The 24115-nt window shown below is 70.9% G+C and carries 20 protein-coding genes; 9 read left to right on the top strand and 11 right to left on the bottom strand.

Features of this window, described 5'->3' with window-relative positions:
- Positions 1–5: 5 nt before the first annotated feature.
- A complete protein-coding gene (locus OG403_RS36510; RefSeq protein ID WP_329572884.1) occupies positions 6–5240 on the top strand; it encodes a type I polyketide synthase in 5235 nt (1744 codons plus the stop codon).
- Positions 5241–5392: 152 nt separating this feature from the next.
- Here OG403_RS36510 and OG403_RS36505 read toward each other — a convergent pair whose 3' ends face one another.
- Complete coding sequence (locus tag OG403_RS36505) at positions 5393–5587, bottom strand: hypothetical protein (RefSeq protein WP_329572882.1); 195 nt, start codon at positions 5585–5587, stop codon at positions 5393–5395.
- Entirely contained in the window at positions 5587–6525 is a 939-nt protein-coding gene (locus OG403_RS36500; RefSeq protein ID WP_329572880.1) for a terpene synthase family protein, read from the bottom strand. Before OG403_RS36500 ends, OG403_RS36505 begins: the two co-directional genes overlap by 1 nt.
- A gap of 393 nt (positions 6526–6918) precedes the next feature.
- Here OG403_RS36500 and OG403_RS36495 point away from each other — a divergent pair, with 393 nt between their 5' ends.
- A complete protein-coding gene (locus OG403_RS36495) occupies positions 6919–8190 on the top strand; it encodes a tetratricopeptide repeat protein (RefSeq protein ID WP_329572878.1) in 1272 nt (423 codons plus the stop codon).
- Here OG403_RS36495 and OG403_RS36490 read toward each other — a convergent pair.
- The 3 genes from OG403_RS36490 to OG403_RS36480 form a co-directional block, all read right to left on the bottom strand.
- A complete protein-coding gene (locus OG403_RS36490; protein ID WP_329572936.1) occupies positions 8171–8833 on the bottom strand; it encodes an HAD family hydrolase in 663 nt (220 codons plus the stop codon). The genes OG403_RS36495 and OG403_RS36490 overlap by 20 nt on opposite strands.
- Positions 8834–8975: 142 nt before the next feature.
- Complete coding sequence (locus OG403_RS36485; protein ID WP_329572877.1) at positions 8976–9311, bottom strand: replication initiation protein, RepL2; 336 nt, start codon at positions 9309–9311, stop codon at positions 8976–8978.
- Between the two features lie 5 nt (positions 9312–9316).
- Positions 9317–9793, bottom strand: coding sequence for a hypothetical protein (locus tag OG403_RS36480; protein ID WP_329572875.1), 477 nt, complete (start codon positions 9791–9793; stop codon positions 9317–9319).
- 1206 nt (positions 9794–10999) lie between these two features.
- On the opposite strand from OG403_RS36480, the gene cyaB reads away from it, so the two are divergent.
- A complete protein-coding gene (cyaB, locus tag OG403_RS36475) occupies positions 11000–11560 on the top strand; it encodes a class IV adenylate cyclase (RefSeq protein ID WP_329572872.1) in 561 nt (186 codons plus the stop codon).
- Between the two features lie 39 nt (positions 11561–11599).
- Positions 11600–12067 (top strand): NUDIX hydrolase, encoded by a 468-nt coding sequence (locus OG403_RS36470; protein ID WP_329572871.1) that lies wholly within the window; start codon positions 11600–11602, stop codon positions 12065–12067.
- A 49-nt stretch (positions 12068–12116) separates the two neighbouring features.
- Here the strand turns inward: OG403_RS36470 and OG403_RS36465 are convergent, their stop codons facing one another.
- The 5 genes from OG403_RS36465 to OG403_RS36445 form a co-directional block, all read right to left on the bottom strand.
- A complete protein-coding gene (locus tag OG403_RS36465) occupies positions 12117–12632 on the bottom strand; it encodes a DUF6879 family protein (RefSeq protein WP_329572869.1) in 516 nt (171 codons plus the stop codon).
- 170 nt (positions 12633–12802) lie between these two features.
- Positions 12803–13240, bottom strand: a complete 438-nt coding sequence (locus tag OG403_RS36460) for a helix-turn-helix domain-containing protein (protein WP_329572867.1) — start codon at positions 13238–13240, stop codon at positions 12803–12805.
- Positions 13240–13731 (bottom strand): hypothetical protein, encoded by a 492-nt coding sequence (locus tag OG403_RS36455; RefSeq protein WP_329572865.1) that lies wholly within the window; start codon positions 13729–13731, stop codon positions 13240–13242. The genes OG403_RS36460 and OG403_RS36455 overlap by 1 nt, the downstream gene beginning before the upstream one ends.
- Before the next feature lie 601 nt (positions 13732–14332).
- Positions 14333–15883, bottom strand: coding sequence for an AMP-binding protein (locus tag OG403_RS36450; protein ID WP_329572863.1), 1551 nt, complete (start codon positions 15881–15883; stop codon positions 14333–14335).
- A gap of 64 nt (positions 15884–15947) precedes the next feature.
- Positions 15948–16901, bottom strand: a complete 954-nt coding sequence (locus tag OG403_RS36445; RefSeq protein WP_329572861.1) for an ACP S-malonyltransferase — start codon at positions 16899–16901, stop codon at positions 15948–15950.
- Between the two features lie 195 nt (positions 16902–17096).
- Here OG403_RS36445 and OG403_RS36440 point away from each other — a divergent pair, with 195 nt between their 5' ends.
- The 5 genes from OG403_RS36440 to OG403_RS36420 are packed head-to-tail and all read left to right on the top strand — an operon-like array spanning position 17097 to position 22602.
- Complete coding sequence (locus OG403_RS36440; RefSeq protein ID WP_442911110.1) at positions 17097–18629, top strand: AMP-binding protein; 1533 nt, start codon at positions 17097–17099, stop codon at positions 18627–18629.
- The gene (locus OG403_RS36435) at positions 18626–19894 is read left to right on the top strand and encodes a type III PLP-dependent enzyme (RefSeq protein WP_329572858.1); all 1269 of its coding nucleotides are present in this window, start codon (positions 18626–18628) and stop codon (positions 19892–19894) included. The genes OG403_RS36440 and OG403_RS36435 overlap by 4 nt, the downstream gene beginning before the upstream one ends.
- Positions 19891–20436: a cobalamin B12-binding domain-containing protein gene (locus OG403_RS36430; RefSeq protein WP_329572856.1), complete on the top strand. Its 546-nt coding sequence runs from the start codon at positions 19891–19893 to the stop codon at positions 20434–20436. Before OG403_RS36435 ends, OG403_RS36430 begins: the two co-directional genes overlap by 4 nt.
- Complete coding sequence (locus tag OG403_RS36425; protein ID WP_329572854.1) at positions 20433–21797, top strand: methylaspartate mutase; 1365 nt, start codon at positions 20433–20435, stop codon at positions 21795–21797. Before OG403_RS36430 ends, OG403_RS36425 begins: the two co-directional genes overlap by 4 nt.
- Positions 21798–21852: 55 nt before the next feature.
- Positions 21853–22602: a thioesterase II family protein gene (locus tag OG403_RS36420; protein WP_329572853.1), complete on the top strand. Its 750-nt coding sequence runs from the start codon at positions 21853–21855 to the stop codon at positions 22600–22602.
- A gap of 645 nt (positions 22603–23247) precedes the next feature.
- Here OG403_RS36420 and OG403_RS36415 read toward each other — a convergent pair.
- Complete coding sequence (locus tag OG403_RS36415) at positions 23248–24066, bottom strand: alpha/beta fold hydrolase (RefSeq protein WP_329572851.1); 819 nt, start codon at positions 24064–24066, stop codon at positions 23248–23250.
- Between the last annotated feature and the right edge of the window lie 49 nt (positions 24067–24115).

Raw genomic sequence — 24115 nt, 5'->3', positions numbered from 1 at the left:
GCATCGTGGAAGCATCAGTTGAGCAACTCGTCTCCGCACTGCGGCAGTCGATGCTGGACAACGAGCGACTGCGCCTGCAGAACAGCGAGCTGACCGAGCAGACCGCCCGGAGCAGCGAGCCGATCGCCGTGGTGGGCATGGCCTGCCGCTACCCCGGCGGGGTCGACTCGCCGGAAGGCCTGTGGGAGCTGGTCGCCGAGGGCCGGGACGGCATCGCGCAGTTCCCGACCGACCGTGGCTGGGACACCGAGGGTCTGTACGACCCGGAGCCGGGCAAGCTGGGCCGGACGATCACGCGTGAGGGCGGTTTCCTCTACGACGCCGGTGACTTCGACGCCGCGCTGTTCGGTATCTCGCCGCGCGAGGCGCTCGGGCTGGATCCGCAGCAGCGGCTGCTGCTGGAGACCTCCTGGGAGGCCATCGAGCGCGCCGGCATCGACCCGCACAGCCTGCGCAAGAGCAAGACCGGTGTCTTCGGCGGCGTGATGTACCACGACTACGGTCCCGGTACGAGCGACGGCAGTCTGGTGACGGGTCGGGTGGCGTTCAGTCTGGGTCTGGAGGGTCCGGCGGTCACGATCGACACGGCGTGCTCGTCGTCGCTGGTGGCGGTGCATCTGGCGGCGCAGTCGTTGCGGTCGGGTGAGTCGACGCTGGCGTTGGCCGGTGGTGTGACGGTGATGACCGAGCCGGACATGTTCCTGTACTTCAGCCACCAGCGGGGGATGGCCGCCGACGGCCGCTGCAAGTCCTTCGCGGCTGCGGCGGACGGGACGGGCTGCTCGGAGGGTGTGGGTGTGGTGGTGCTGGAGCGTCTGTCCGACGCCCGGCGCAACGGCCACCCGGTCCTCGCCCTGGTGCGGGGTTCGGCGGTGAACCAGGACGGTGCGTCGTCCTCGATGACGGCACCGAACGGGCCTTCGCAGCAGCGGGTGATCCGCGCGGCGCTGGACAGCGCGGGGCTGACGATCGCGGACGTGGACGCGGTGGAGGCGCACGGCACCGGCACCAGGCTCGGTGACCCGATCGAGGCGCAGGCGGTGCTGGCCACCTACGGACGGCGCGGCGCCGACGCCAAGCCGCTGTACCTGGGCTCGCTGAAGTCCAACCTGGCCCACACCCAGGCCGCGGCCGGGGTGGGCGGCATCATCAAGATGGTCCTGGCGCTGCGCCATGGCCTGCTGCCCAAGACGCTGCACCTGGACGAGCCGACCCCGCACGTGGACTGGGAGGCCGGCAACGTCGAGCTCCTGCGCGAGGCCGTGCCGTGGCCGGCCGGCGAGCAGCCACGCCGCGCGGGCGTCTCCTCCTTCGGCCTCAGCGGCACCAACGCCCACATCATCATCGAGGAAGCCCCGGCAGCCGTAGCTGAGGAGGCGGTCGAGCGGCGCGAGCTGCCGGTCGTTCCGGTGCTGCTCTCGGGTCGCTCGCCGCAGGCGCTGGTCGAGCAGGCGACGCGGCTGCGTGCTCAGGTCGCCGAGCAGCAGGACGTGTCGCTGACCGACCTGGCGTACTCCACCGCGATCAGCCGAACGGCGCACGAGCACCGCGCGGTGGTGGTGGCCGGGGGCCGCGAGGAGTTGCTGGCGGGGCTGTCGGCGGTCGCGGGTGGGTCGCTGGGTCCCGGTGTGGTGCAGGATCTGGTGCGGTCGGGCAAGAGCGCGTTCGTGTTCACGGGTCAGGGTGCGCAGCGGCTGGGGATGGGCCGTGAGCTGTACGGCGTGTTCCCGGTGTTCGCTGCCGCGCTGGACGAGGCCGTGGCCGCGCTCGACACGTACCTCGAGATTCCGCTCAAGGACGTGATGTGGGGCCAGGACGCGGAGCTGCTGGCCGGCACCGCCTACACCCAGCCCGCGTTGTTCGCGGTGGAGACGGCGTTGTTCCGTCTGGTGGAGTCGTGGGGGGTGCGGCCGGACTTCCTGGCCGGGCACTCGATCGGTGAGATCACCGCCGCCCACGCCTCCGGCGCGATCACCCTCGCCGACGCGGCCCGCCTGGTGGCGGCCCGTGGGCGTCTGATGCAGGCGCTGCCGGCCGGTGGTGCGATGGCCGCGTTGCAGGCGACCGAGGCCGAGGTGCTGCCGCACCTGAGTGACACGGTCGGGATCGCGGCGATCAACAGCCCCTCCTCGGTGGTGGTTTCGGGTGTCGCGGCGGATGTCGAGGCGATCGTCGCCGAGTTCACCGCCCAGGGCCGCAAGACCAGCCGCCTGAAGGTCTCGCACGCTTTCCACTCGCCGCTGATGGACCCGGTCCTCGCTGAGTTCCACCTGGTGGCGGAGAGCATCGGCTACCAGAAGCCGGGCATCCCGGTGGTGGCGGGCGTGCACGGCACGATCGCCGAGGACTGGGGTACCCCGGACTACTGGACCCGTCACCTGCGTGAGGCCGTCCGCTTCGCCGACACGGTCACCTACCTGCACGGACGCGGTGTCACCCGCTTCCTGGAGCTCGGGCCGGACGCGATCCTGACCGCGCTCACCCAGACCACCCTCGACAGCGACGACCCGATCGTCGTCGTCCCGGCCGTCCGCAAGAACCAGCCCGAGGCCCAGACCCTGCTCACCGCGATCGGCCGCCTCTTCACGGCCGGCACCCGGATCGACTGGACCGCGTTCCACGCCGGCACCGGCGCCCACCGCATCGACCTGCCGACGTACCCCTTCCAGCGCGAGCGCTACTGGATCATCGAGACCCAGGGCGGCGGCGACCCCGCCTCCCTCGGCCTCGGTCGTGTCGACCATCCGCTGCTCGGCGCGGTGCTCTCCGCGCCCGACGGCGACGGCTTCACCTTCACCGGCCGCCTCGCGCTGGACACCCACTCCTGGCTGGCCGACCACGACGTGCTGGGCACCGTGCTGCTGCCCGGCACCGGCTTCGTCGAACTCGCCCTGCACGCCGGCGAACACACCGGCAGCCCCACCCTGGAAGAACTCATCCTCCAGGCCCCGCTCGTGCTGCCCGCCGAGGGCGGTGTCGCCCTGCAGGTCTCCGTCGGCTCCGCCGACGACCTCGGCCGGCGCCCCGTGCGCATCCACTCCCGCCACGAGTCGGCGCTGCCCGACTCGCCGTGGCAGCTGCACGCCGAAGGCTTCCTCGGCAGCGAGCCCGTCACCCCCGCCACCGACCTCACCACCTGGCCCCCCACCGGCGCCACCGAGGTCACCATGGGCAACGCCTACGAGCTGCTCCTCCAGCAGGGCTACGACTACGGCCCGGTCTTCCAGGGCCTGAAGGCCGCCTGGCGCCAGGGCAACACCGTCTTCGCCGAGGTCGAACTGCCCGAGCACGCCCACGAGGACGCCGACTGCTTCGGCATCCACCCCGCCCTGCTCGACGCCACCATGCACGCGCTCGGCGTCGGCGACGGCGTGACCGGCGAGGAGCCGACGGAACTCCCGTTCTCCTGGTCGGACATCTCGCTGCACGCGGTGGGCGCCAAGTCCCTGCGGGTGCGCATCACCAAGGACGAGGTCGGCAACCTGTCGCTCGACCTCACCGACCAGGACGGCGCTCCGGTCGCCTCGGTCGGCTCCCTGGCGTTCCGTCCGGTGTCGCGGGAGCAGCTGGGTGGTGGGCGTCAGGAGTCGCTGTTCGGGATCGGCTGGCGTGCGCTGCCGGGCGCGGTGTCGGGTGAGGCCGCTCACCAGCTGTGGGAGGAGCTGCCCGAGGCCGGTGCGGTGTCGGGTGTGGTCGTCTACCGGGTCCCGGCGGTCGAGGGCGCGGTGCCCGCCGCGGTGCGGGAGGCCGGCGAGCGCACGCTGGCGGTGCTTCAGGCCTGGCTCGGTGACGAGCGGTTCGCCGCCTCCTCGCTGGTGGTCGCCACCCGCAACGCGGTGGTGGTCGAGTCCGGTGAGGGGGTGGATCTGGCGCAGGCCCCGGTGTGGGGTCTGGTGCGCGCGGCGCAGGCCGAGAACCCGGGCCGGATCCAGCTCACCGACCTGACCGACGGCCTGGACGGACTCGCGGCCGTGGTGGCCTCGGGCGAGCCGGAGAGCGCGGTGCGCTCCGGCCGCGTCCTGGTCCCGCGCCTGGCCCCGATCGTGGGCGAGGCCACCGTGCTCCCGGTGAACCCGGAGGGCACGGTGCTGATCACCGGCGGTACCGGTGGCATCGGCGCGCACCTGGCCCGCCACCTGGTCACCGAGCGCGGTGCCCGCCACCTGCTGCTGACCAGCCGGCGCGGCGCCGACGCGCCGGGGGCGAGCGAGCTGGTCACCGAGCTGTCCGCGCTGGGCGCGCAGGTGACCGTCGCGGCCTGCGACGTCTCCGACCGCGCCGCGCTGCAGCACCTCCTCTCCACCGTCCCCACCGCCCACCCGCTCACGGGTGTGGTGCACGCGGCCGGTGCGGGGGACAACGGGCTGATCGGCACGATGACCGCCGAGCGCCTCTCCGGCGTCCTCGCCCCCAAGGCGGATGCGGCCTGGTACCTGCACGAGTTGACCCGTGAGCTGCCGCTGGCGTTCTTCACCCTCATCTCCTCGGCGGGCGGTCTGATCCTGGCCGCCGGGCAGGCGAACTACGCCGCCGCGAACACCTTCCTGGACGCGCTGGCCCAGCACCGGCACACCCAGGGCCTGCCCGCCACCTCCCTCGCCTACGGCCTGTGGGCGGTGCAGACCGGCCTCACCGAGTCGCTCGAGGAGGACGTCCGCCTGATGGCGGCCCGGGGCCTGCCCGCCCTGGAGGTCTCCGAGGCCCTCGCCCTGTTCGACGCGGCGCAGGCCTCCGGCCGTCCCGCCACCGTCCCGCTGCGGGTCGACCCCGGCACCCTGCGGTCGCGGGCGGACGGTCTGCCCGCCCTACTGAAGGGCCTGCTCCCGCAGGCCACCCGTTCCCTGGAGCGGGCCGGCGGCCACACCTCCGCCCCGGACGAACTGGTCAAGCGCCTCTCCGCACTGGCCGCCAAGGAGCGCGCACAGGAGCTGCTCGACCTGGTCCGCCGCCAGGCCGGAGCCGTCCTCGGCCACGCCGGCCTGGACGCCGTCCGCCCCGACCGCGGCTTCCTCGACCTGGGCTTCGACTCCCTGACAGCCCTGGAACTGCGCAACCACCTGGCCGCCCTCACCGGCGCCCGCCTCACCCCGACCCTCATCTTCGACTACCCGACCCCTGACAAGCTCGCCGCACACCTGCGCGAGCTGCTCTTCGGCGCCGACACCGGCGCGGACGACCTGAGCTCGGCGAGCGCCGACGAGCTCTTCAGCATCCTCGACGGCGAGGGCCTGCTGAACTGACACCAGGAACTACAGAGCTGCCCGGGAGCTTTCGCTCCCGGGCAGCTCTTCACATTCGCTCGGTCAACTTCTTCTGGCCCGTGCCAGCCGCTGTCCTCGCAGTCCACGCAGCGGCTGACACGGGGGTTGGTGGGGCGGTCAGGCCGCCCTGGTCAACCTGCGCACACGCGGCGGCGGGCCAGCCCGAGCTGCTCGGCCAGGTGTTCCGCGATCCCCTCGTGCACCTGCCGCATGGTGGCAAGCAGCGCGTCCAGCACCTCGGTGTCGGCCCCCCGCTCGGCGGCAGCGTCCACCTGGCGGCCGAGCTCCCGCAGCTTCCGCAGCGCCTGGGTCTGGTACGGCGTCATCAGACCGTCCTATCAACCGAAGCCGCCACGGGCAGCGACCCGGCCCAACCACGTGGCCGATACCTGGAGCTGGTGCGCGTCCAGTCCGTCAACGCCCGCTGGAAGCGGTCGAGCGCCAGGGCGAAGTCGAGCGTGACCGGGGCGACCGCACCAGGCCCCGCGAGCCGGGCGTCCTCACGGATGGCGGTCAGCAGCAACCAGACACGCGAAGCCTCCGCCGACAACTGCTCGCGCACTCGCTCCCGGGCTTCCGTCAGCGACAGGCCTGCGGCGGCCAGCGAGGCCTGAGCGGTGAAGGGGTCGGCCGGGTCCGCGGCGAGGTCGTTGGTCAGGGTGCCGCACGCGGAGAACGCGTCGAGCAGCCGATGCACGAGCAGCGTGCCCCAGTCCGGGGTGACGCAGTCCAGCGCGAGCTCCGTCCACATAGCGGCCAACAGCATGCCGCCGTCGATCGGGCGCAGCGTCAGGTACTGGCGCAGCGAAGGCGTCCGGCCTGCCTGGACGAAGGCCGCCAGCTTGTCGCTCGCGGCGCGCAACCACGCGTCCAGCTCGGACGCGTAGCGTTCCCACCAACCCCGGGGCATCGCCGGCCGGGTCCGCCGGACCAGCTCCGCGAGCGCCCGCACCGTGGGGTGATCGCCCAGCTCGGCCGGCTCCCCGTCCAGGACGTCGACCAGGCGGCCGACGAGCGCGCCGACCGTCGTGGAATCCGCGTCGCGCAGCTCCGTGTCGAGCACGTCGTCCAAGCGCCACGTCCACAGACCCCAGCACGCGGCCAGCTCCAGCGGCTCGCCGGTCGAGCCCCGCCACGCGGCCAGGAACAGGTCGACGTAGCCGTGCTCCAGGAACCCGGCCGGGTCCGGCTGCAGGTCGTGCCGTGCCAGGAAGGCGAGGGTGGCGTCGTACAGGCCCGGGTGCCGGGCGTCGGTCACGCTCATGCTTTCGCCCCCACAGGCGCTGAACGGCGCTTGCGCTGGCACGAGGTGCAGCGCTGCACACGTTCGTCGCGCACCACGCCCGGCGCTACCCGGGTCGTTCGGATCTCCCCCAAGTGCGGAGCCGCCTTGGCGCCGCACTCAACGCAGCTCGGTTTGGGTGTTTCAAGTCGTGGGCGCTGCATGCGTACCCCTGCACTACTCTCGGTCGCGAGCGATGACCCGCTGAGGCTCTGTGGCTACATGGTCGACCAGCCCGAGAACGCCATGAAGGCCTCGCCGAGGACTCCTTGGGGACTTATTGAGGCCCCTTCCATCTGGCACGCGCGTTCGGAGTCCCCAATATGGCATCCGGTCAGTACAGTTGAGTCGCAGTCGGACTTCTGGGAGACGCTCATGGCACGACCTCTCGGCAACACGGCACTGAAGGCGGCTCGACAGGCGGTCGGGCTCTCCTCACAGCCCGCGTTCGCTGACGCCCTCAGCGCTGCGGCCAGGCAGCTCGGCCTGGGCGAGGTAGCGGTCAGCCTTCGTCAGATCCGGCGGTGGGAATCCGACACACCGCCGTGGCCGCAAGACGACTACCAGCGGCTTCTGGTCCACGTGCTGCACCTGCCGATCGAGCAGCTCGGCTTCAAGTCCCCCTGGTCTCAGGCCACTGCGCCCATCGCATCGATCCGCCAGTCCGCAGCGCATTACAGTGCCCCGGCGCTTCGGTCAGCACTTCCACGGCCCAACAACGCGGCAGCCCAGCCACCCACCATCGGCGCCGACTACGCGATAATCACCCAGGCCCACCGGCGCCTGTACTGGAGCGTCGCCCCCGCCACCCTCCACCAGGCCGTCACCGAGCACGCGAACCTCGGTTTCGCGCTGCTCGGCGAGACCGCCGGCGTTGCGCGGCGGATCCTTGCCGCGGCACTGGCCGAGTCGCTACTACTCGCCGGCCGCATCCAGTTCTTCGACCTCCGGCAGCCCACCCAGGCCGAACCCACCTACCTCCGTGCCCTGCAAGCCGCCGGCGACGCTGATGATTCCCTCCTCGGCGCGGCCGTCCTCGCCCACTCGGCCTTCATCCCCGGGTGGGCTGGCCGCCGCGAGGACGCCACCGAACGCATGACTGCGGCGCGCACCTACGCCCGGCGTGGCCCTGCATCCGCCGAACTGCTCGCCTGGTTGGACGCCGTCGAGGCCGAGTGCCTCACCCGTTGCGGAGACCTCCGCGGCGCGCTCGCGCTACTCCGGCGCGCAGAGGACGTCCTGGCAGCCGACAACGGGAACGCGTCGCCGGACTGGTTCACCTGGTTCAGCCCAGTGCGACTCTCCGCCTTCCGGGGAAACACCGAACTGCTCGCAGGCCACCTGCCGCAAGCGCGCACCACCCTGGAGGCTGTGCTCGACCAGCTGCCCCCAACGGACGGCAAGCAACGTTCCGTCATCCTGGCTGACCTCGCCTCAGTCGAGGCCGCCAGCGGCCAACCTGATTCAGCATGCGAGCGCCTGGAACAGGCCCTCGACCAGCTGGCGCTCACCTGGTACGCGACCGGCATGGAACGCGTCCGCGAAGCGCGCCGGGCCCTCACACCGTGGCAGGACCGACCAGAAGTCGAGCAAGTCGATGACCGCCTCTACTCCTGGTCGGCGACGCTCAGCGCGCTTCAGCGTTGAACTTGACGATGAGGTAAGGCAGTTCGGCGAGGGAGTCGATGCGGAACGTGGCCAGGTCGGCGGCGGCCGGGTCGTTCTGCTGGATCCAACCCCACGGGCCCCGGCGAATCAACGCCGTGCGCATCCCAGCTGTAGCCGCTGGTCGGATGTCGTTGTCCAGACGGTCACCGACGTAGAGGACCTCGCTGGGCTCGGCAGGCGTGACCTCGGCAACGCGCTCGAAGAACAGCAGGTCGGGTTTGGAGGCTCCCCAGTCATCCGAAGTGCCGATCAGGTCGACGTCACCAGTGAACAGCTCACGCAGGATCCGGCCGGCGCGGACAGTCTGATTGCCCGCGATGGCCAGCCACAGGCCGTCCGCGCGGAGCTGCGTGAGTGCTGGCCGCACGTCCGGGTAAAGGTCGTCCTCGCCGAACCACTCCGGCTTGCCGGCGGCGGCGCGCTTCTCCCGCTCTTCGTGGAGATCGAAGCCAGGACGGAAAACCTGGAAAGTCTCGCGGTAGTCGAGGCCCTGGGCGATGACTGCGCCGAACTGGGCGACGAAGGTATGCCTCGGAACCTGCAGCCAGTCGGCCCAGGTGCCGTACTCACGAGTCTCGTCCACCAGGCACTCGCCGACGTCGAACACCACAGCCTTGATCACCATGGCGGCAGCGTAGCGGAGGGCGCCCACCTAGCTGATCAAACGCTTGCTCGATTCCCAGGGCTGGGCAGCACCACCCCGAGCAGCAGTACCCCGACGATGGGGAGTTGCATCGGCTGCGGGGCCCCTTGACCTTGACTGCTCAGGCGTGGCGGATGTGCCGCCCATCGGCTCGGGATCGTTGGCGCATCGGCACAACGTTGTCGTCGCCACCGGCCTTGGACGTGAGGCGGTAGTACACCGTGTCCTCGATCTTCTCCATCCAGCCGGCGGTCACGAGCTGCCCTCGCAGTCTGGAGAACAGGGACGGGTCCATGTTGATCTCCCCAGCGAGCTCCTTGGCGTCCACGGGGACGGCCCCACTGCCCGGGTCCTGCTCATGAGTGGCGTAGAGCAGGACGACGATGCGCTGGTTGGGCGGCAGCGAACTGGTCACGCTCATGAGTCGACGCACGTCCTCGCGCGAGTTGATCTGCATGACCGTCACTCCCCCTCTGTCTTCTTGGCCCGAGTCTTACGCGTCTTGGGCTCCGGTTCCACCCACTGCGGGATCTCGGGAGGATTCCACGCCTTGATCGCGTCGCGCTGCTCCGCTGCTCCCGCCTGCGAGCACAGGTACGGTGTCACCTTCCAGAAGGTGTACCGGCCGATCGTCTTGCCTGGCAACAGCAGGCGCATCCCGGACAGCTTGTCGACGTGCCGCTTGAGCACCTTCGGATCCATCTTCAGCCTGCGCGCGATCTCCGGCCCGCTCTTCTCCACCGGCAGGTCGGGGCCGGGCATGTTGGCCACGAACCACAGCAACACCCGGCACTCACGATCCGTCAGAGCTTCTACGCCCTCGGCGATCCCGTTCATCCGCGTGTTGTCGACGGTGCTGTACGAGCCCGCGTAGCCGAAGTGGGTCTGCCGGACGGCGTTGCCGTCCGCGTCGAACCGCTGGGCACGCGAACCTGCCATGGCCCCCTCCTCCGTGCTCTGGCGATGGACTCATAGTCCATATATGGGACTCCCCACACCTAAAAATAGACTATTCATCCATGGATCATGAGTCCATTTTTGCCCACCAAAATCACCCGAATGGACCTATGTCCACCATGGACTCATAGTCCATTTTAGGGATCCTGGAATCCCTTCGCGGGATCGCAGGATCCCCTTTGGGGATCCTGGAATCCCCTTCCGATCGGCATTTGCCAAGGTCAGCGACCTGCCCGTGCGGTTCGCTCTAACCACTGGTTGATGACGTGCGGAAGGCGCACCGCCATCAGCGGCCATGGTCAGCCAACGACGGGCCTCCGGCAGGGCCGCGTACCCGTCCACGGAGTCGCTCCGGCGGTAGGCCAACGACGGTCTTCCAGTCCCGTTGGCGCTGGTTGGCTTGCCCCACTCGTCGTCAGGGTGCGCCAACAGCCTCTCGCCCAAGCCGCCTCTGACCACGTCTGCTGCCGGGTGGCGGGCAGCATCCCGAGGCTGAGGCAGCCCGGCTCGGCAGCGCACCTTCGCCTGACACCGGCCCCAGCCACCGAAACCCGACGGCAACTGGCCAGGGCAAGGGCCGCCCCGCGGCCCGGTCCGGTGCGCTGTCGGCGCGCAGCGTCGACAGCGCAGGCCAGGCGCCAGTGGATGGTCCAGCGCATCCGGGCGCTGGCCACGGGTGCGGGGGCGGAGCACGCCGCGCCCAGCCACCCATCTGCCACCAACCCCGCGACGGACGTTCAGTTGCCGCCCGAGCCCGGCCATCCGGCAGGGCACGCGCCGCCACTGACCGGAGGGGAAGAGCGAAGGGGACGCCTGAACCACCCTCAGAAACCCCAGATCGCCGGGACTTCCTCCCCGGGCGGTCCTGCCGTCGCAGCACGTGCTCGACCTCGGCCGATGCCCCTCACGCTCCACAACAGCGGGCTCACCTCCTCGTTCATCGTCGGCTTCGCAAACACAGCATCGCCGTGCTCCGATCCGCAGGGGTGCGCGTGCTGCTGGGGAGCGACGACGGGTTCGTGCCGAATGCACCGGGCCAGGGCAACCCACGCGCGTATCCGTGGCGCATGGCACTGGCGGCGGTTCACGAGGCGGTCGAGGGTGGCACCCTGAACACTGGCGCGAGCGCCTGAGAGGGACACGAGCCTGCGACTCACAAGTTGATGGCCACCGTCCGAGGAGGAGACATTGGCGATCGAGGCCGAGCTGAAGGCGATCGTGCGGGATCCCAAGGCGGTGACGGAGCGCTTGGAGAAGGCGTACGGCCCGGGGCGCCCGGTGCTCTACCAGGACACGTACTACGACACGCCGGCCGGCCTGCTCGACCAGGGTGATCGCGAGCTGCGGATCCGCACCGTGCACGCGGCCGACGACACTCGGACCGTGCTCACCTACAAGGGCGCGCGCGTGGACAAGGCGTCCGGCTCGAAGCCGGAGCACGAGACGCGAGTGGAGGACGCTGCCGCCGCACACGAGATCGTTCGAGGCCTCGGGTACGTGCCGGTGATCGCGTTCGAGAAGCGCTGCCGGAACTACTCCTTCAGTGCCGACGGCCGCGATCTGCTGGCAACGCTGGTGCGCGTCCCCGAGATCGACGGCACGTTCCTCGAGGTGGAGACGATCGCGGTCAGCGACAGCGATCTACCTGCGGCCCTGTCGGTGGTGCGTGATGTCCTTGCCGGGCTGGGCATTGAGAGCGGCGACCTCACCACTGAGCTGTACACCGACGCCGTCGCGGCGAGTCGCTGATGGGACGCGGCCGGAACATCTGGGACTTGGAGGTGGCTCATGCCGAGGCGTGACTACGAGAACGATACGAACGCCCCGAAGCCCAACTCGCTCGTACCGGCCGCCTCGGTGGTGGTGGTCGGTGAGGACGGCCGGGTGCTGCTGCAGCGGCGTACCGACAACGGGATGTGGGCACTCCCCGGCGGGAAGATGGAGCTGGGGGAGTCCCTGGCCGAGTGCGGGATCCGGGAGACGCTGGAGGAGACCGGCGTCCACATCGAGGTGACCGGGATCGTCGGCACCTACACCAACCCCGGGCACGTGTTCGCCTACGACGACGGTGAGGTGCGGCAGGAGTTCTCGATCTGCCTACTGGGCCGGCCGGTTGGCGGGGAGCTGCGGGTGTCGGTGGAGTCGACCGAGGTCGCGTGGTTCACCCCTGCGGAGGCGGACGGCCTGCCGATGCTGGCGAGCATCCGCAAGCGCCTGAGTGACTGGAGAAGCGGCCGGATCCCGGCCGTTCGTTGATCGACGGTCACGAGCTGCGCCGCAGTGCTGAGAACAGGGACGGGTCCGGTCAGGCCGGTCGATACTCCTCGTGTGGGATGGAGCGGTCCCAGACGGCCTCGAAGGCTGTTGCACACAGCTTGATGATCTCGGGCTCGCTGATTAGCTCGTGGTCGATGAAGTTGCCGTCCCCATCGAAGTGGTTGAGCAGCAGCACCGCGCTGTCGAAGAGCCAGAAGTCGTTGCCGGGCACAGCGAGGCCGGTCGCCTGTCGGCGCGGCAGCCAGCGCACCATCTCGCCCGATGCCACGTTGGCCGGCGTGAGGTCGTGCTCGAAGCGGACGTAGTCGCTGATGGGTTCGGAGACGATCCGGGCTCGTCGCACAACGACACCGCGCGCTGTGGTGGCCGCGATCAACGCGAGCCAGGGGCGCTCGGCCTCATTGGCCGAGCTGAGGTCGAGCGTTCCAGCTTGCCATGCGACGAACCGCTGGTCATCTCGCATGTAGCCGTCGCGCATCTCCAGGTGCACGGCCGAGTACTTGCAGACTGTCATGAGGTCCTCGATCGAGGGGGCCTCGGGCACTTGCTCACCTCCGGGAAGAACTGCAACCTCTGGCCCCGCTGGCCAGGGCCAAACCACTAGCACCGGTGATAGTGCGCCGACCCCGGCCGACACTGCCACCAGCCGAAGAGCTGAACCCCAAAGGTTCTGCCAGCAGATAACTTTTGGGGGGTTGCAACCCGCACTCAGCTTCAGCCGGTGGCGGCCAGACCGGACCTGTTGTTGCGGGGCGGGCGCCTGCGATAGCTGGGCAGGACGACCTCGGGGACGTCGGCCGGCACCGTGTCCAGGGCCTCGGCCCACTCCTCCTGGGAGCCCTTGAAGGCGATCCGCGGGTTGACCCGGTGCAGCCCGTTGGAGACCCGCCACAGCAGGCCGAGCTCGGCCAGGCGGCTGAGGGCCGGCGAGATATTGCTCTTGCTGGAGCCGAGCCGCTCCGCGATGTCATCGAGGGTGAGGGTGACGTAGCCGCCGTCGGTCATCTCACCCAGCACGGTGTGCCACACGTCGTACTGCAGGGTGGTGAGCCGGTACAGCGGCAGGGCCCGGGAGAGATCCTGTGCGGTGAACACGCTGCCCTCTGCCGTCAGGAAAGTCTCCGTGCCCGGGTCCCGGTGGGCGGCGGTCATCACAGCGACTCCAACTTCGGTCGGCGGGTACGACGGGGTGGGCGAACACTACCCTCCGGCAGGCGGATCTCGGGGATGGAGTCGGGCATCAGCGCCAGGGCGCGCTGCTGTTCCGCGCTGGACCCCCAGAAGGCGATGCGCGGGTTGATCCGGTAGCGGCCTCGCCGCTCCAGCCACATGAAGCCCATGTCCAGGAAACGGGCCAGGGCCTCGCCCGCCTCCTTGCGACCGATGCCGAGCCGCTCGCCGAGCTTGATGACGGTGATCGGCACGATGCCGCCCTTGAGCTGGGCGCCGAGCATGGTGTGCCAGACGTCGTACTCGGTCGCGGTCAGGCCGATGAACGGCAGCTTGGCGGAGAGCTCCTTCGAGGCCATGTAGAAGCTGTGGCCGAGGAAGTCGAAGTCGTCCCGCCGCCCGCCGCCCGGTTCCGGCTCAGGGGCCGGGCTGACCGTGACCGTCTCGCCCGGCTGGAGCCGGATGGCGACCACATTGTGTGCGCCCGCCGGCTCAGCGGGAGGCCGCGAGGCAGGAAGGCGGACCACATCGCCGCCCTTCGAAGGACTGATCACTACCAAAGGTTATCCCAGGAGATAACTTTTGTAGGGCTGCAACCCCCACTTGGCGGGCCGACTTCACGAGTGTGGGGTTACAACCCCCGTTACTCATCGGTAACTGGGGGTTGTAACCCCACACTCGCATTGCGTTTCCGCAGATCAGCACGTTGCCCCTCTTTCAAGCTCCAGAACCAGCGGCCGGTTGGGCCTCCGGCGGGCAACCTGCCCGTGCCGCTGCCGCCACCCGGGCCGGGCAGCGTTTGGCCCTGCTGGCAGGGCCGTCGGCGGGCGTCACCGCGCCGATCGCGAAATCGCGGCTGCCGCCGCGACCGGGCCTTGACGGCCCTTTCCGCGCTCATCAACTACCGGGTGAGCACCAGTGCCGGGCGGGCCCGATGGGCGCGGGGGCAGCGGTGAACCCTGCGGTGGGCAGTGCACACGCCGCCACCCGACCGGGACACCCGAACCACCCCCAGAAACCGCAGAACCGCCCGGGGCTCGCTCCCCGGGCGGTCCCGCTCTCGCAGCCGGGCGGTCAGGCGACCGGCTGCCGCTCCACACCAGCGCCGGAACCGGCGGCCTCGCGCCGCGACGGCCGGGCGACCAGGTCCGTCGCCCGCTGGGTCAGTTCCTTGCGGTCGGTCTTGCGGTTGGAGTTCAGCGGGAACTCCGCCACGTGCTCGAAGTGCCGGGGCATCATGCCCTTGGGCAGCAGCTCCCGCAGGGCGCGGGCGAGTTGGGCGGCGGGGCGGGCCTGGCCGGTGTAGTAGACGACGAGTTCGGTGCCCGAAGCCGTCGTCGCGCCCACGGTGACCGCGTCCTCGACGCCGTCGACGCCGCGCAGCACGTGCTCGACCTCGGCCAGTTCGACGCGCCAGCCCTGGACCTGCACCTGGGAGTCGAGGCGGCCGAGGTAGACGAGTTCGCCGTCGGACAGGCGGCGCACCCGGTCGCCGGTGCGGTACCAGCGGCGGCCGTCGCGGGCCACGAAGCGGCCCTCGTCGTCGGCGGGGTCGAGGTAGCCGACGGACATCTGCGGTCCGGTGATGAGCAGTTCGCCCTCGACGTCGGTCTCCCGGTCGTCCGCGTCGACCAGGACGTGGTCGTGGCCCGCGTGCACGGCGCCGATCGGGACCAGGCCGTTGACGCCGCGCTCGGGCGAGGTCAGCGGATCCCAGCGGTGGCCGGTGATGGTGACGGTCAGTTCGGTCGGCCCGTAGATGTTCTCCAGGGTCGAGGCGGGGGCGGCGGACTGCCAGTCGGCGGCGTCCTGGCAGCGCAGGGCCTCGCCGGCGAAGAAGCTCCAGCGCAGGCCGGGCAGCGAGGCGGGGGCCAGGCCGCTGATCCGGCGCACCAGCGAGATCGCGCTGGGCGTGGCGAACCAGACGGTGACGCCGTGCTCGGCGAGGTGGGCCGGCAGGTCGAGGTAGGCGGTCGCGGGGGTGACGTCGACGGTGGCGCCGGAGCCCCAGGCGCAGAACAGGTCGAACATCGCGCAGTCGAAGTTCAGGTCGAAGGTCTGCGAGAAGACGTCGTCGGGGGTGAAGTCGTAGCGGGCGTCGAGGAGTTCGAAGTAGTGGCGGGTGCTGCCGTGGCTGATCGGCACGCCCTTGGGCCGGCCGGTGGAGCCGGAGGTGAACAGCATGTAGGCGGTGTCGCTGGGCTCGACGCTGCGCGGCTCGGCCAGCGCGCGGTCCGGGTCGGCCTCGACCAGCTCCAGCGCGGGGGCGTCCTCGCCCAGGCCGGCCAGCACGGCGCGGCCCCGCTCGTCGGCGATGACGGCGGTGGCGCCGGAGAGTTCGAGCATCCGCCGGGTGCGCGAGGGCGGGAAGTCGGGGTGCAGCGGGACCACGGTGGCGCCCGCGTAGAGGCCGCCGAGGATGCCGGCGTAGGCCGTCACGCCCTTGGTGGCCAGCACGCCGACGACCTTGGCGCCGCCCAGCGAGCCGGCCCAGGTCAGGGCCTGCTGGTGCAGTTCCCGGTAGCTGGTGGTCTCGGCGCCGATCCGCAGCGCCGGGCGGCCGGCGGACCGGGCGAGTCCGCGCAGGAAGCGCTCGTGCAGGCCGCGGGAGTCTTGCTCTGTCATGGTTCCTCCGAAAGGGCGCGGCGCCGCCGCAGGCCGAACGCGGACGCCGAGCACGGACGCCGGGTCAGGCGGCGGCCGCGGCGCGACGCTGGGGACGCAGGGCCAGGCGCGGGTTCGCCGAAACGATCTTGAAGTTCTTCGTCGCGACGCCGACCCGCCCGAACAGGGCGTCCTGGCCGGCGACGCAGAGGGTGCCGACGCCCTGGTCGCGCAGGGTGCCGAGCGCGGTGGGCCAGTCGACGGGGCGCACGCAGCAGTCGAGCAGCAGGTCCCTGATCTGCTCGCCGCCGGTCAGCACCGAGCCGTCCTGGTCGGAGACGACCGCCACGGTGGGGTCGCGGAACTCCAGGCCGTCCATGACCTCCACGGCGGCCCTGGCGCGCAGCGCGGCGAAGGCGGCGGCGTGCATCGGCGGTCGCATCGCGTAGAGCGGCATCCCGCCGACCGCGCGCAGCCGCGCCTCCAGCCACTCCAGCCTGGACGCGCGCACGGTGAGCATCCGGAAGTCCGCGTCCACCACGCAGGTCACCTCGTGCCACTCGCCCAGCGCCGTCAGCTCGGCGAGGATCTCCTCGAGCGCGGCCGGCGAGGTGCGGGCGAAGGACTGGGTGACGACCTCCTCCGGGTACTCCTCCTCGAAGAACCGGTCGAGGCAGTGGGCGAAACGCTCGGTGAGGCGCACGCCGTCGGCGAACGACAGGGCGCCCGAACGCACCGCGGTGGCCTTGCCGCCGAAGCTGGGACCGGTGATGAACGCCGGCTCGATGTCGAATTGGCTCTCGGCCCACCGGGCCAGCGCGAGGCAGTTCACGAAGAACGCGACCTGGGCCGGTACCGAGTAATCGCCCTCGGCTGCCCGAAAGCGCTCGAAGAGCGAGTAGCCGAGCGCTTCGTCGGCTTCCGCGACGAGCTCCCGGGCGAATGGGTTGATCAGCATGAACTTGCCGACCTCGGCGAACGGGGCGGGCCCCATTCCCGGGAATACCAGGGCGCTCTTCGTCCGGTGCGCAGTCTCCATGGCTCCAAGTCTGAGGTCGGGCGGCTGGGCCAATAACCCCTAGCTCTGCGTCCCGGCGCGGTTTTAGGGGTTTGACCGCCGCCGCACCCCTCATACCGTGGCGACCGAGGTTCTCGACTCGGCTCAGCGTATTTCGGCGAACCAAGCCACAACTCAAAGCGGGGTGCGACATTGGTCAGCCAGTCGTATTCGACACTGGAACAGTCCCAAGCACATTCCGGGCCGAGCGCCCGTCATGAAGAACTAGTCCACAGCCTGCTCGACGACGCCGTCGGCGAGGCTCCGGACGCCCCCGCGGTCCGCGACTCCGCCGGATGCTGGACGTACCGGGAACTGGACGAGTACAGCCGGGCCTTCGCCGCCTGGCTGCACGACCGAGGCGTGCGCCGCGGCGACCGCGTGGTGCTCCAGCTGCCCACCACCCGCGCGCTGGCCGCCATGTTCTACGGCGCCTCCCGCTGCGGGGCGGTCTTCGTACCGCTCAACCCGGCGATGAAGGTCTTCCACCTGCGCCAGGTCGTCGCCAACGCCGAACCGGTGCTGGTGATCGGCGACGCGGAGAGTGCCGAGCGCCTCGTCGAGTGCGCCGGATCCGCGGAGCTGCTGGCCGATCTGTGGCCCGAGGTGGAGGAGCTGCGCGCCCAGGGCGCCGGCCCCGGCCCCGACCAGGTGCGCCCCGACGACGTGGCCACCCTGATCTACACCTCCGGCTCCACGGCCGCCCCCAAGGCGGTCATCTGCCCGCACTCCCAGGTGGCCTTCGCCTCGCGGGCACTGACCCAGATGCTCGGCTACCGCGCCGACGACGTGGTCTTCTGCCGCTTCCCGATGTCCTGGGACTACGGCCTCTACAAGGTCCTGATGACCTGTATCGCCCGTTGCGAGATCATCCTCGCCGACCGCGACTCCGACCTGCTGCTGCTGAACCGGATGCGGGAGACCGGCGCGACCGTGGTCCCGCTGGTGCCCTCGCTCGCGACGATGATCGTCACCCTGGTCAAGCGCGACCAGGGGCCCACCGCGCCGGTGCGCCTGTTCACCAACACCGGGGCCGCGCTGCCGCCGGCCACCATCGAGGCGCTGCGCGAGCACTTCCCCGGTGCCCGCGTGGTGCGCCAGTACGGGCAGACCGAGGCCAAGCGGATCACCGTCATGCCGCCGGAGGAGGACCGCGAGCGCCCCGGCGCCGTGGGCCTGCCGCTGCCCGGGACCCAGGTGCAGATCCTGGACCCGGAGGGCCGCCCGCTGCCCACCGGGGAGATCGGGGAGATCGCCGCCGTGGGGCCGCACGTGATGCCGGGCTACTGGAAGAACCCCGAGCAGAGCGCCAAGACCTTCCGCGCCGACCCCGAGACCGGTCAGCCGCGCCTGCACACCGGCGACTACGGCCGGCTGGACGAGGACGGCTACCTGTACTTCGAGGGCCGGCGCGACGACATGTTCAAGCGCAAGGGCTTCCGGATGAGCACGCTCGAGATCGAGAGCGCCGCCATGGACATCCCCGGGGTGCGGGCAGCGGCCGCGCTGCCGCCCAGCGACCGCCACGACCTGGCGCTGTTCGTGGAGAGCGACCTGCCCCCGCGCACCATCCTCAAGGAGCTCAACCAGCGCCTTGAGCCTGCCAAGGTGCCGTCGATCTGCCGGGTGCTGCAGGACTTCCCCCTCACCCAGCACGGCAAGAACGCGCGGCAGGAGCTGGCCCTGCTGCTCGACGGGAGCGGAAAATGAGTCCCCAGACCACCCAGACCACCCAGTCCACCGAGCCGATCGAGCTCGCCCGCCACTACGGCACCCCGCTGTACGTCTACGACCTGGACCGGGTGCGGGCGGCCAGGGCGGACCTGTTCGGCTGGCTGCCCGAGGGCTTCGAGGTCTTCTACGCCTTCAAGGCCAACCCGCACACCGACCTGGTGCGCGCGCTGCGCACCGGCGAGGGCCCGGCCTGCAAGGCCGAGATCAGCTCGACCGGCGAGCTCGCGGCGGCGCTGGAGGCCGGCTACCCGGGCTCCGACATCCTCTACACCGGTCCCGGCAAGACCTCCGGTGAGCTCGCCGAGGCGATCGGCCAGGGGGTGCGCACCTTCTCCGCCGAGTCGCTCAGCGACCTGCGGCACATCGGCGAGACCGCCGTGGCGCACGGCACCGAGGTCGACTGCCTGCTGCGGATCAACAGCGCCACCGCCAGCGCCACCACCAGCATCCGGATGACCGGCACGCCCACCCAGTTCGGCATCGACAGCGAGACGATCGCCGAGCTGGCGCCGCAGCTGCTCTCGGTCCCCGGCACCCGGGTGGCCGGCCTGCACCTCTTCTCGCAGAGCAACGCGCGTGACGAGGAAGCCCTGATCGGCGAGCTCACCCACACCATCGAGGCGGCCGCCGAGATCCAGCGGGAACTCGGGGTGCCGCTGCGGCTGCTGGACATCGGCGGCGGCTTCTCCGTCCCGTACGCCCAGCAGGGCGGCCGGGACTCGTACCCCAAGCTGCGGGTGGAGCTGGAGGCCTCGCTCGACACGCACTTCCCGACCTGGCGCGAGGGCACCCCGCGCCTGGCGGTCGAGTCCGGCCGCTACCTGTCCGGCGACAGCGGCACCCTGGTCACCCAGGTCAGCAACGTCAAGGTCAGCCGCGGCAAGAAGTTCGTGATCGTCGACGCGGGTATCAACACCTTCGGCGGCATGTCCGGGCTGGGCCGGCTGCTGCCGGTCAGCGTGCACGTCGAGGCGGACGCCGAGACGGAGAAGGCGAACCTGGTCGGGCCGCTGTGCACCCCGGGCGACGTCCTGGGCCGGCAGATCGAGGTCCCGGCCGGGCTGGCGTCCGGCGACCTGCTGGCCATCCCCAACACCGGCGCGTACGGCCCCACGTCGAGCCTGCTGATGTTCCTGGGCCGCCCGGCGCCGGTCGAGGTCGCGGTGGCCGGCGGCGAGGTCGTCTCCGCCACCCGGATCGAGCACGTGCGCACGCCCACGAGCGCCGGAGGCCGGCCGTGAGCGAGCTGAGACCGCTCGAGGACGGCCTGGAGCCGGAGTTCGCGGAGTCGAAGGGCACCGTGATCGTCACCTCGCTGGCCTCGGACTCGCACACCTGGAACCTGGTCTTCCTGCAGCTGCTCATCGAGGAGTGCGGGTACCAGGTGGTCAACCTGGGCCCCTGCGTCCCCGATGACCTGCTGGCGGCCGAATGCGCCGCGCAGGAGCCGGACATGGTCGTCATCAGCAGTGTCAACGGGCACGGCTACCAGGACGGCATGCGGGTGATCGGCAAGCTGCGGGCGCTCAGCCCGCTGGCGGCCACGCCCATCGTGATCGGCGGCAAGCTCGGCACCGACGACCGCGAGGGGGCCGCCAGGACGGCGGACCTGACGGCCGCCGGCTTCGACGCCGTCTTCGAGGACGGCCAGGACCCGGTGGTCGCCTTCCGCGGCTTCCTCGCCTCGCTGCCGCCGCAGTCCGAGCGCGAACTCGAAGCCGAGCGCGCACTGGACAGCGCCGGGCAGCGCGCACTCGACGACGCCGGGCAGGTGATCCGATGACGCTGCCCGAACTGCCCGAACTGCCCGCCGACCAGCGGCCGGCCCGCCAACGACCGGTCGACTTCGGCGAGTTCGTCCGCCGTGCGGGCGCCGCGGGGCGCCTGGTCGTGCAGCCCCGGATGGGCTTCGGCGACCCCGCGCGGATGCGCGAGGGCCTGGCCGCCGCCAAGGCGGCCGACGCCGTCACGGTGGGCACCCTGACCCTGGACAGCTACACCCGCGTCGGCGAGCTCGAAGCCGTCGAGGACGCGCTGCGCGAGGGCATCAGCCTCAACGGGTACCCGATCGTCAACCACCCGCCGACCACCACCGAGGCGGTGCTCGACGGGCTCTGGGACGCGAGCTTCCCGATCCAGGTCCGGCACGGCTCCGCGACCCCGATCGACATCTTCTGGGCCCTGCTGCGCCTGCGGATCAACGCCACCGAGGGCGGGCCGGTCTCCTACTGCCTGCCCTACGGCCGCACCCCGCTCGCCGACGGCGTGCGGAACTGGCAGGCCTGCTGCGAGCTGTACACGCGGCTGCAGGAGGTGGACATCGAGCCGCACCTGGAGACCTTCGGCGGCTGCATGATGGGCCAGCTGTGCCCGCCCAGCCAGCTGGTGGCGATCAGCTTCCTGGAGGCGATGTTCTTCGTCCAGCACGGCATCCGCTCGGTGTCGATGAGCTACGCCCAGCAGACCCACCTGGGGCAGGACCGCGAGGCCGTGGGCGCGCTGCGCCGGCTCTGCCAGGAGCTGCTGCCCACCGACAACTGGCACATCGTCATCTACGCCTACATGGGCGTGTACCCGGAGACCTACCGCGGCGCGCACCGGCTGCTCGGCCGGGCCGCCGAACTCGCGGTGACCACCGGCGCCCAGCGGATCATCGTGAAGACGGTCGCCGAGGCGCGCCGGATCCCCACCATCGCCGAGAACGTGCTGGCGCTGGAGTACTCCGACGCCATCGCCCGCCGCACCGCGGCCCGCAACCCCGACCCGGCCGCCTACCTCGGCGACTCGCAGACCTACGCGGAGGCGCGCGCCCTGGTCGACGCGGTGCTCGACCTGGACGACGACATCGGGCGCGGGCTGCTGGAGGCCTTCCGGCGCGGCTACCTCGACGTGCCCTACTGCGTCCACCCCGACAACGCGGGCCGCGCGCGCAGCTACATCGGCACCGACGGCCGGCTGCACTGGGCCGACCTCGGCCGGCTGCCGCTGCGTGGGATCGCGGAGCAGCGGTCGACGAAGCGGATCACCTCGCTCGACCTGCTGAAGGACCTCTTCCACATCCGCCAGACCTACGACGACCCGGCGGCGGACATGGGCATCACGGACGAGCTGATCCAGACGGAGGAACGGGTGCTCTCCGCGTGACCCGGATGACCCTCAACCCCCTTACGCAACACGACCGTCGAGGAGGCGGACTGACGTGACCACCGAGGCGACTGTCGGAACCAGCACGTGGGTGCGGCGCTTCCACCCGGCCGAGCGGGCCGCGCACCGACTGGTGTGCTTCCCGCACGCCGGCGGCGCGGCGTCGTACTACTTCCCGGTCTCGCGCACCCTGGCACCGGACGTGGACGTCCTGGCGATCCAGTACCCGGGCCGCCAGGACCGGCGCCACGAGCCGTGCATCGACAACATCCCCGAGCTCGCCGACGCGCTGGTCGAGGAGGTGCTCCCCTGGTTCGACCGGCCCGTCACCTTCTTCGGCCACAGCATGGGGGCGTCCCTGGCCTTCGAGGTGGCCAACCGCCTGGAGGCGCGCGGCACCGTGCTGCACGGCCTGTTCGCCTCCGGCCGGCGCGCGCCGTCGACCGTGCGCGACGAGCGGGTGCACCTGCTGGACGACGACGGTCTGATCACCGACATCAGCCGGCTGAGCGGCACCGACACCCAGGTGCTCGGCGACCCCGAGATCCTGCGCATGATCCTGCCCGCGATCCGGGCCGACTACCGCGCCGCCGAGACCTACCGCTACACCCCCGGCCCGCGGCTGTCCTGCCCGCTCTTCGCCCTCACCGGCGACCAGGACGCCCAGGTCACCGTCGAGGAGGCGCAGGCCTGGGAGAACCACACCTCGGGCCCCTTCGACCTCCGCGTCTTCCCCGGCGGCCACTTCTACCTCAACGACCAGGCCGCCGGCGTGATGGCGGCCATCCGCACCCACCTGAGCTGACCCGCCGCACCCCTGAACCGCGAAGCCCAGGTCACCGTCCCCGTCGGTGACCTGGGCTTCGCCTGTCCCGGACGCCGTTTCCCGAGGCCGCCTACTCACCCTCGTCGGGCACGGCCTTGATGGTGCGCCGGCGCCTGGACTCGACGTTGCCGACCTTGCGCGGGGCCTTTAAACGTGCGCGCGCGATTACCGGTCACTGCCACGGGTGTCAACATCAACACTCGGCGTGTCGCGAGCTGGTGACTCAGCATCAGCTCGACGTGGCGACCAGCCACATCCCCGCCCGCGCGTTCGACTCACCTCCCGCCGCCACTGCGCCTCAGCCACCGCACGGCTGCCCCCACTGGGCGGCACGACAGGCCACACCGGGTCCATCCACCTCCAGGTGGCGACCCGAGGACCCACGTGCATCGTCAGTGACACCGGCTCCGCAGGACGCGGTGTCCGGGCAGCACCAGCGGCACGGCTCCCGGTGCGGCTGCGCGCCGTCGTGCGGCCGCGTCAGCTCCGGCGGAAGGGGCCGCCTCAGGCCTTGTCGGAGGCCTGACGGTGGGACTTCGCATCGGTTACGGACGACGGCAGCGTCGGTCGCGCGGACAGACCCACCTGATCAGTACGGGCGGCCGTCGAGGTCCGGTCAGGACTTCAGCGCCGGCTGCGGTCGAGGGCGGCGACCTCGCGGACGGCCTCGGCGATGGCCGGGGAGTCCTTCTTCAGGATCGCACCGTGGTTGCTGGCGACCTTCGCGCTGATCTTGATGTTCGGGTTGCGGGCGGTCACCGCGGCGAGGCTGGTGCGGATCCGTTCCTGCTCGTCACCGCGGCTTCCCAGGGAGGCCCCCGAGGCGACCACGTACCGCGCCGGGACGGTGATGCTGTCCAGCACGGGGCTCAGCTCGCGCTCGCGGGAGAGCCTGCCGAGCTCGATGTTGCAGTCGGCCTGCTGATCGGCGGTCATCCGGGGGGTCAGGCCCGTCGGGCGCATCAGTGGCGTGAACCAGCCCATCCGCCGGAACAGCTTCCGGATCCGCTGCTCCATGGCCTCGTCGAGCCAGTCGTACGGGTACGCGCCGTCGACCATGACCGCGCCCAGGGCACGTTCCGGATTCCGGCCGGCCCAGTGCGCCCCGACGAACGCCCCGTAGGACCAGCCCACCACCAGCGCCCGGTCCACACCCCTGGCCGCGAGAACGGCGTCGACGTCCCGGACGGCGGCCTCGAAGGAGTAGTCCGCCGAACGCTTCGACTTCGTGCCGCGCGCCCGCTCGTCGTAGGTGATGTGCCGCCATCCCGTTCCCAGTTCGGCGATGACCCGCCGCCAGTACCCCTGGGTGGCGAACTGGCCGTTGAGGTAGAGCACCGGGATGCCGGGACCGCCGGTGTCGGTGACGGCCAGGGCCGTGTCGTCGACCGGCACCATGCCGGTCCACTCCGAGTTGGTCGAGGCAGTGCTGTTCTTCGTCATGTGTTCCCCCTGGTCGTGTTGGGCGTCTGGTTCGGCTTGGACTTCTCGG

Source organism: Kitasatospora sp. NBC_01266 (assembly GCF_036242395.1).
GTDB lineage: Bacteria > Actinomycetota > Actinomycetes > Streptomycetales > Streptomycetaceae > Kitasatospora.
This window is presented reverse-complemented; position numbering and strand designations above follow the sequence as displayed.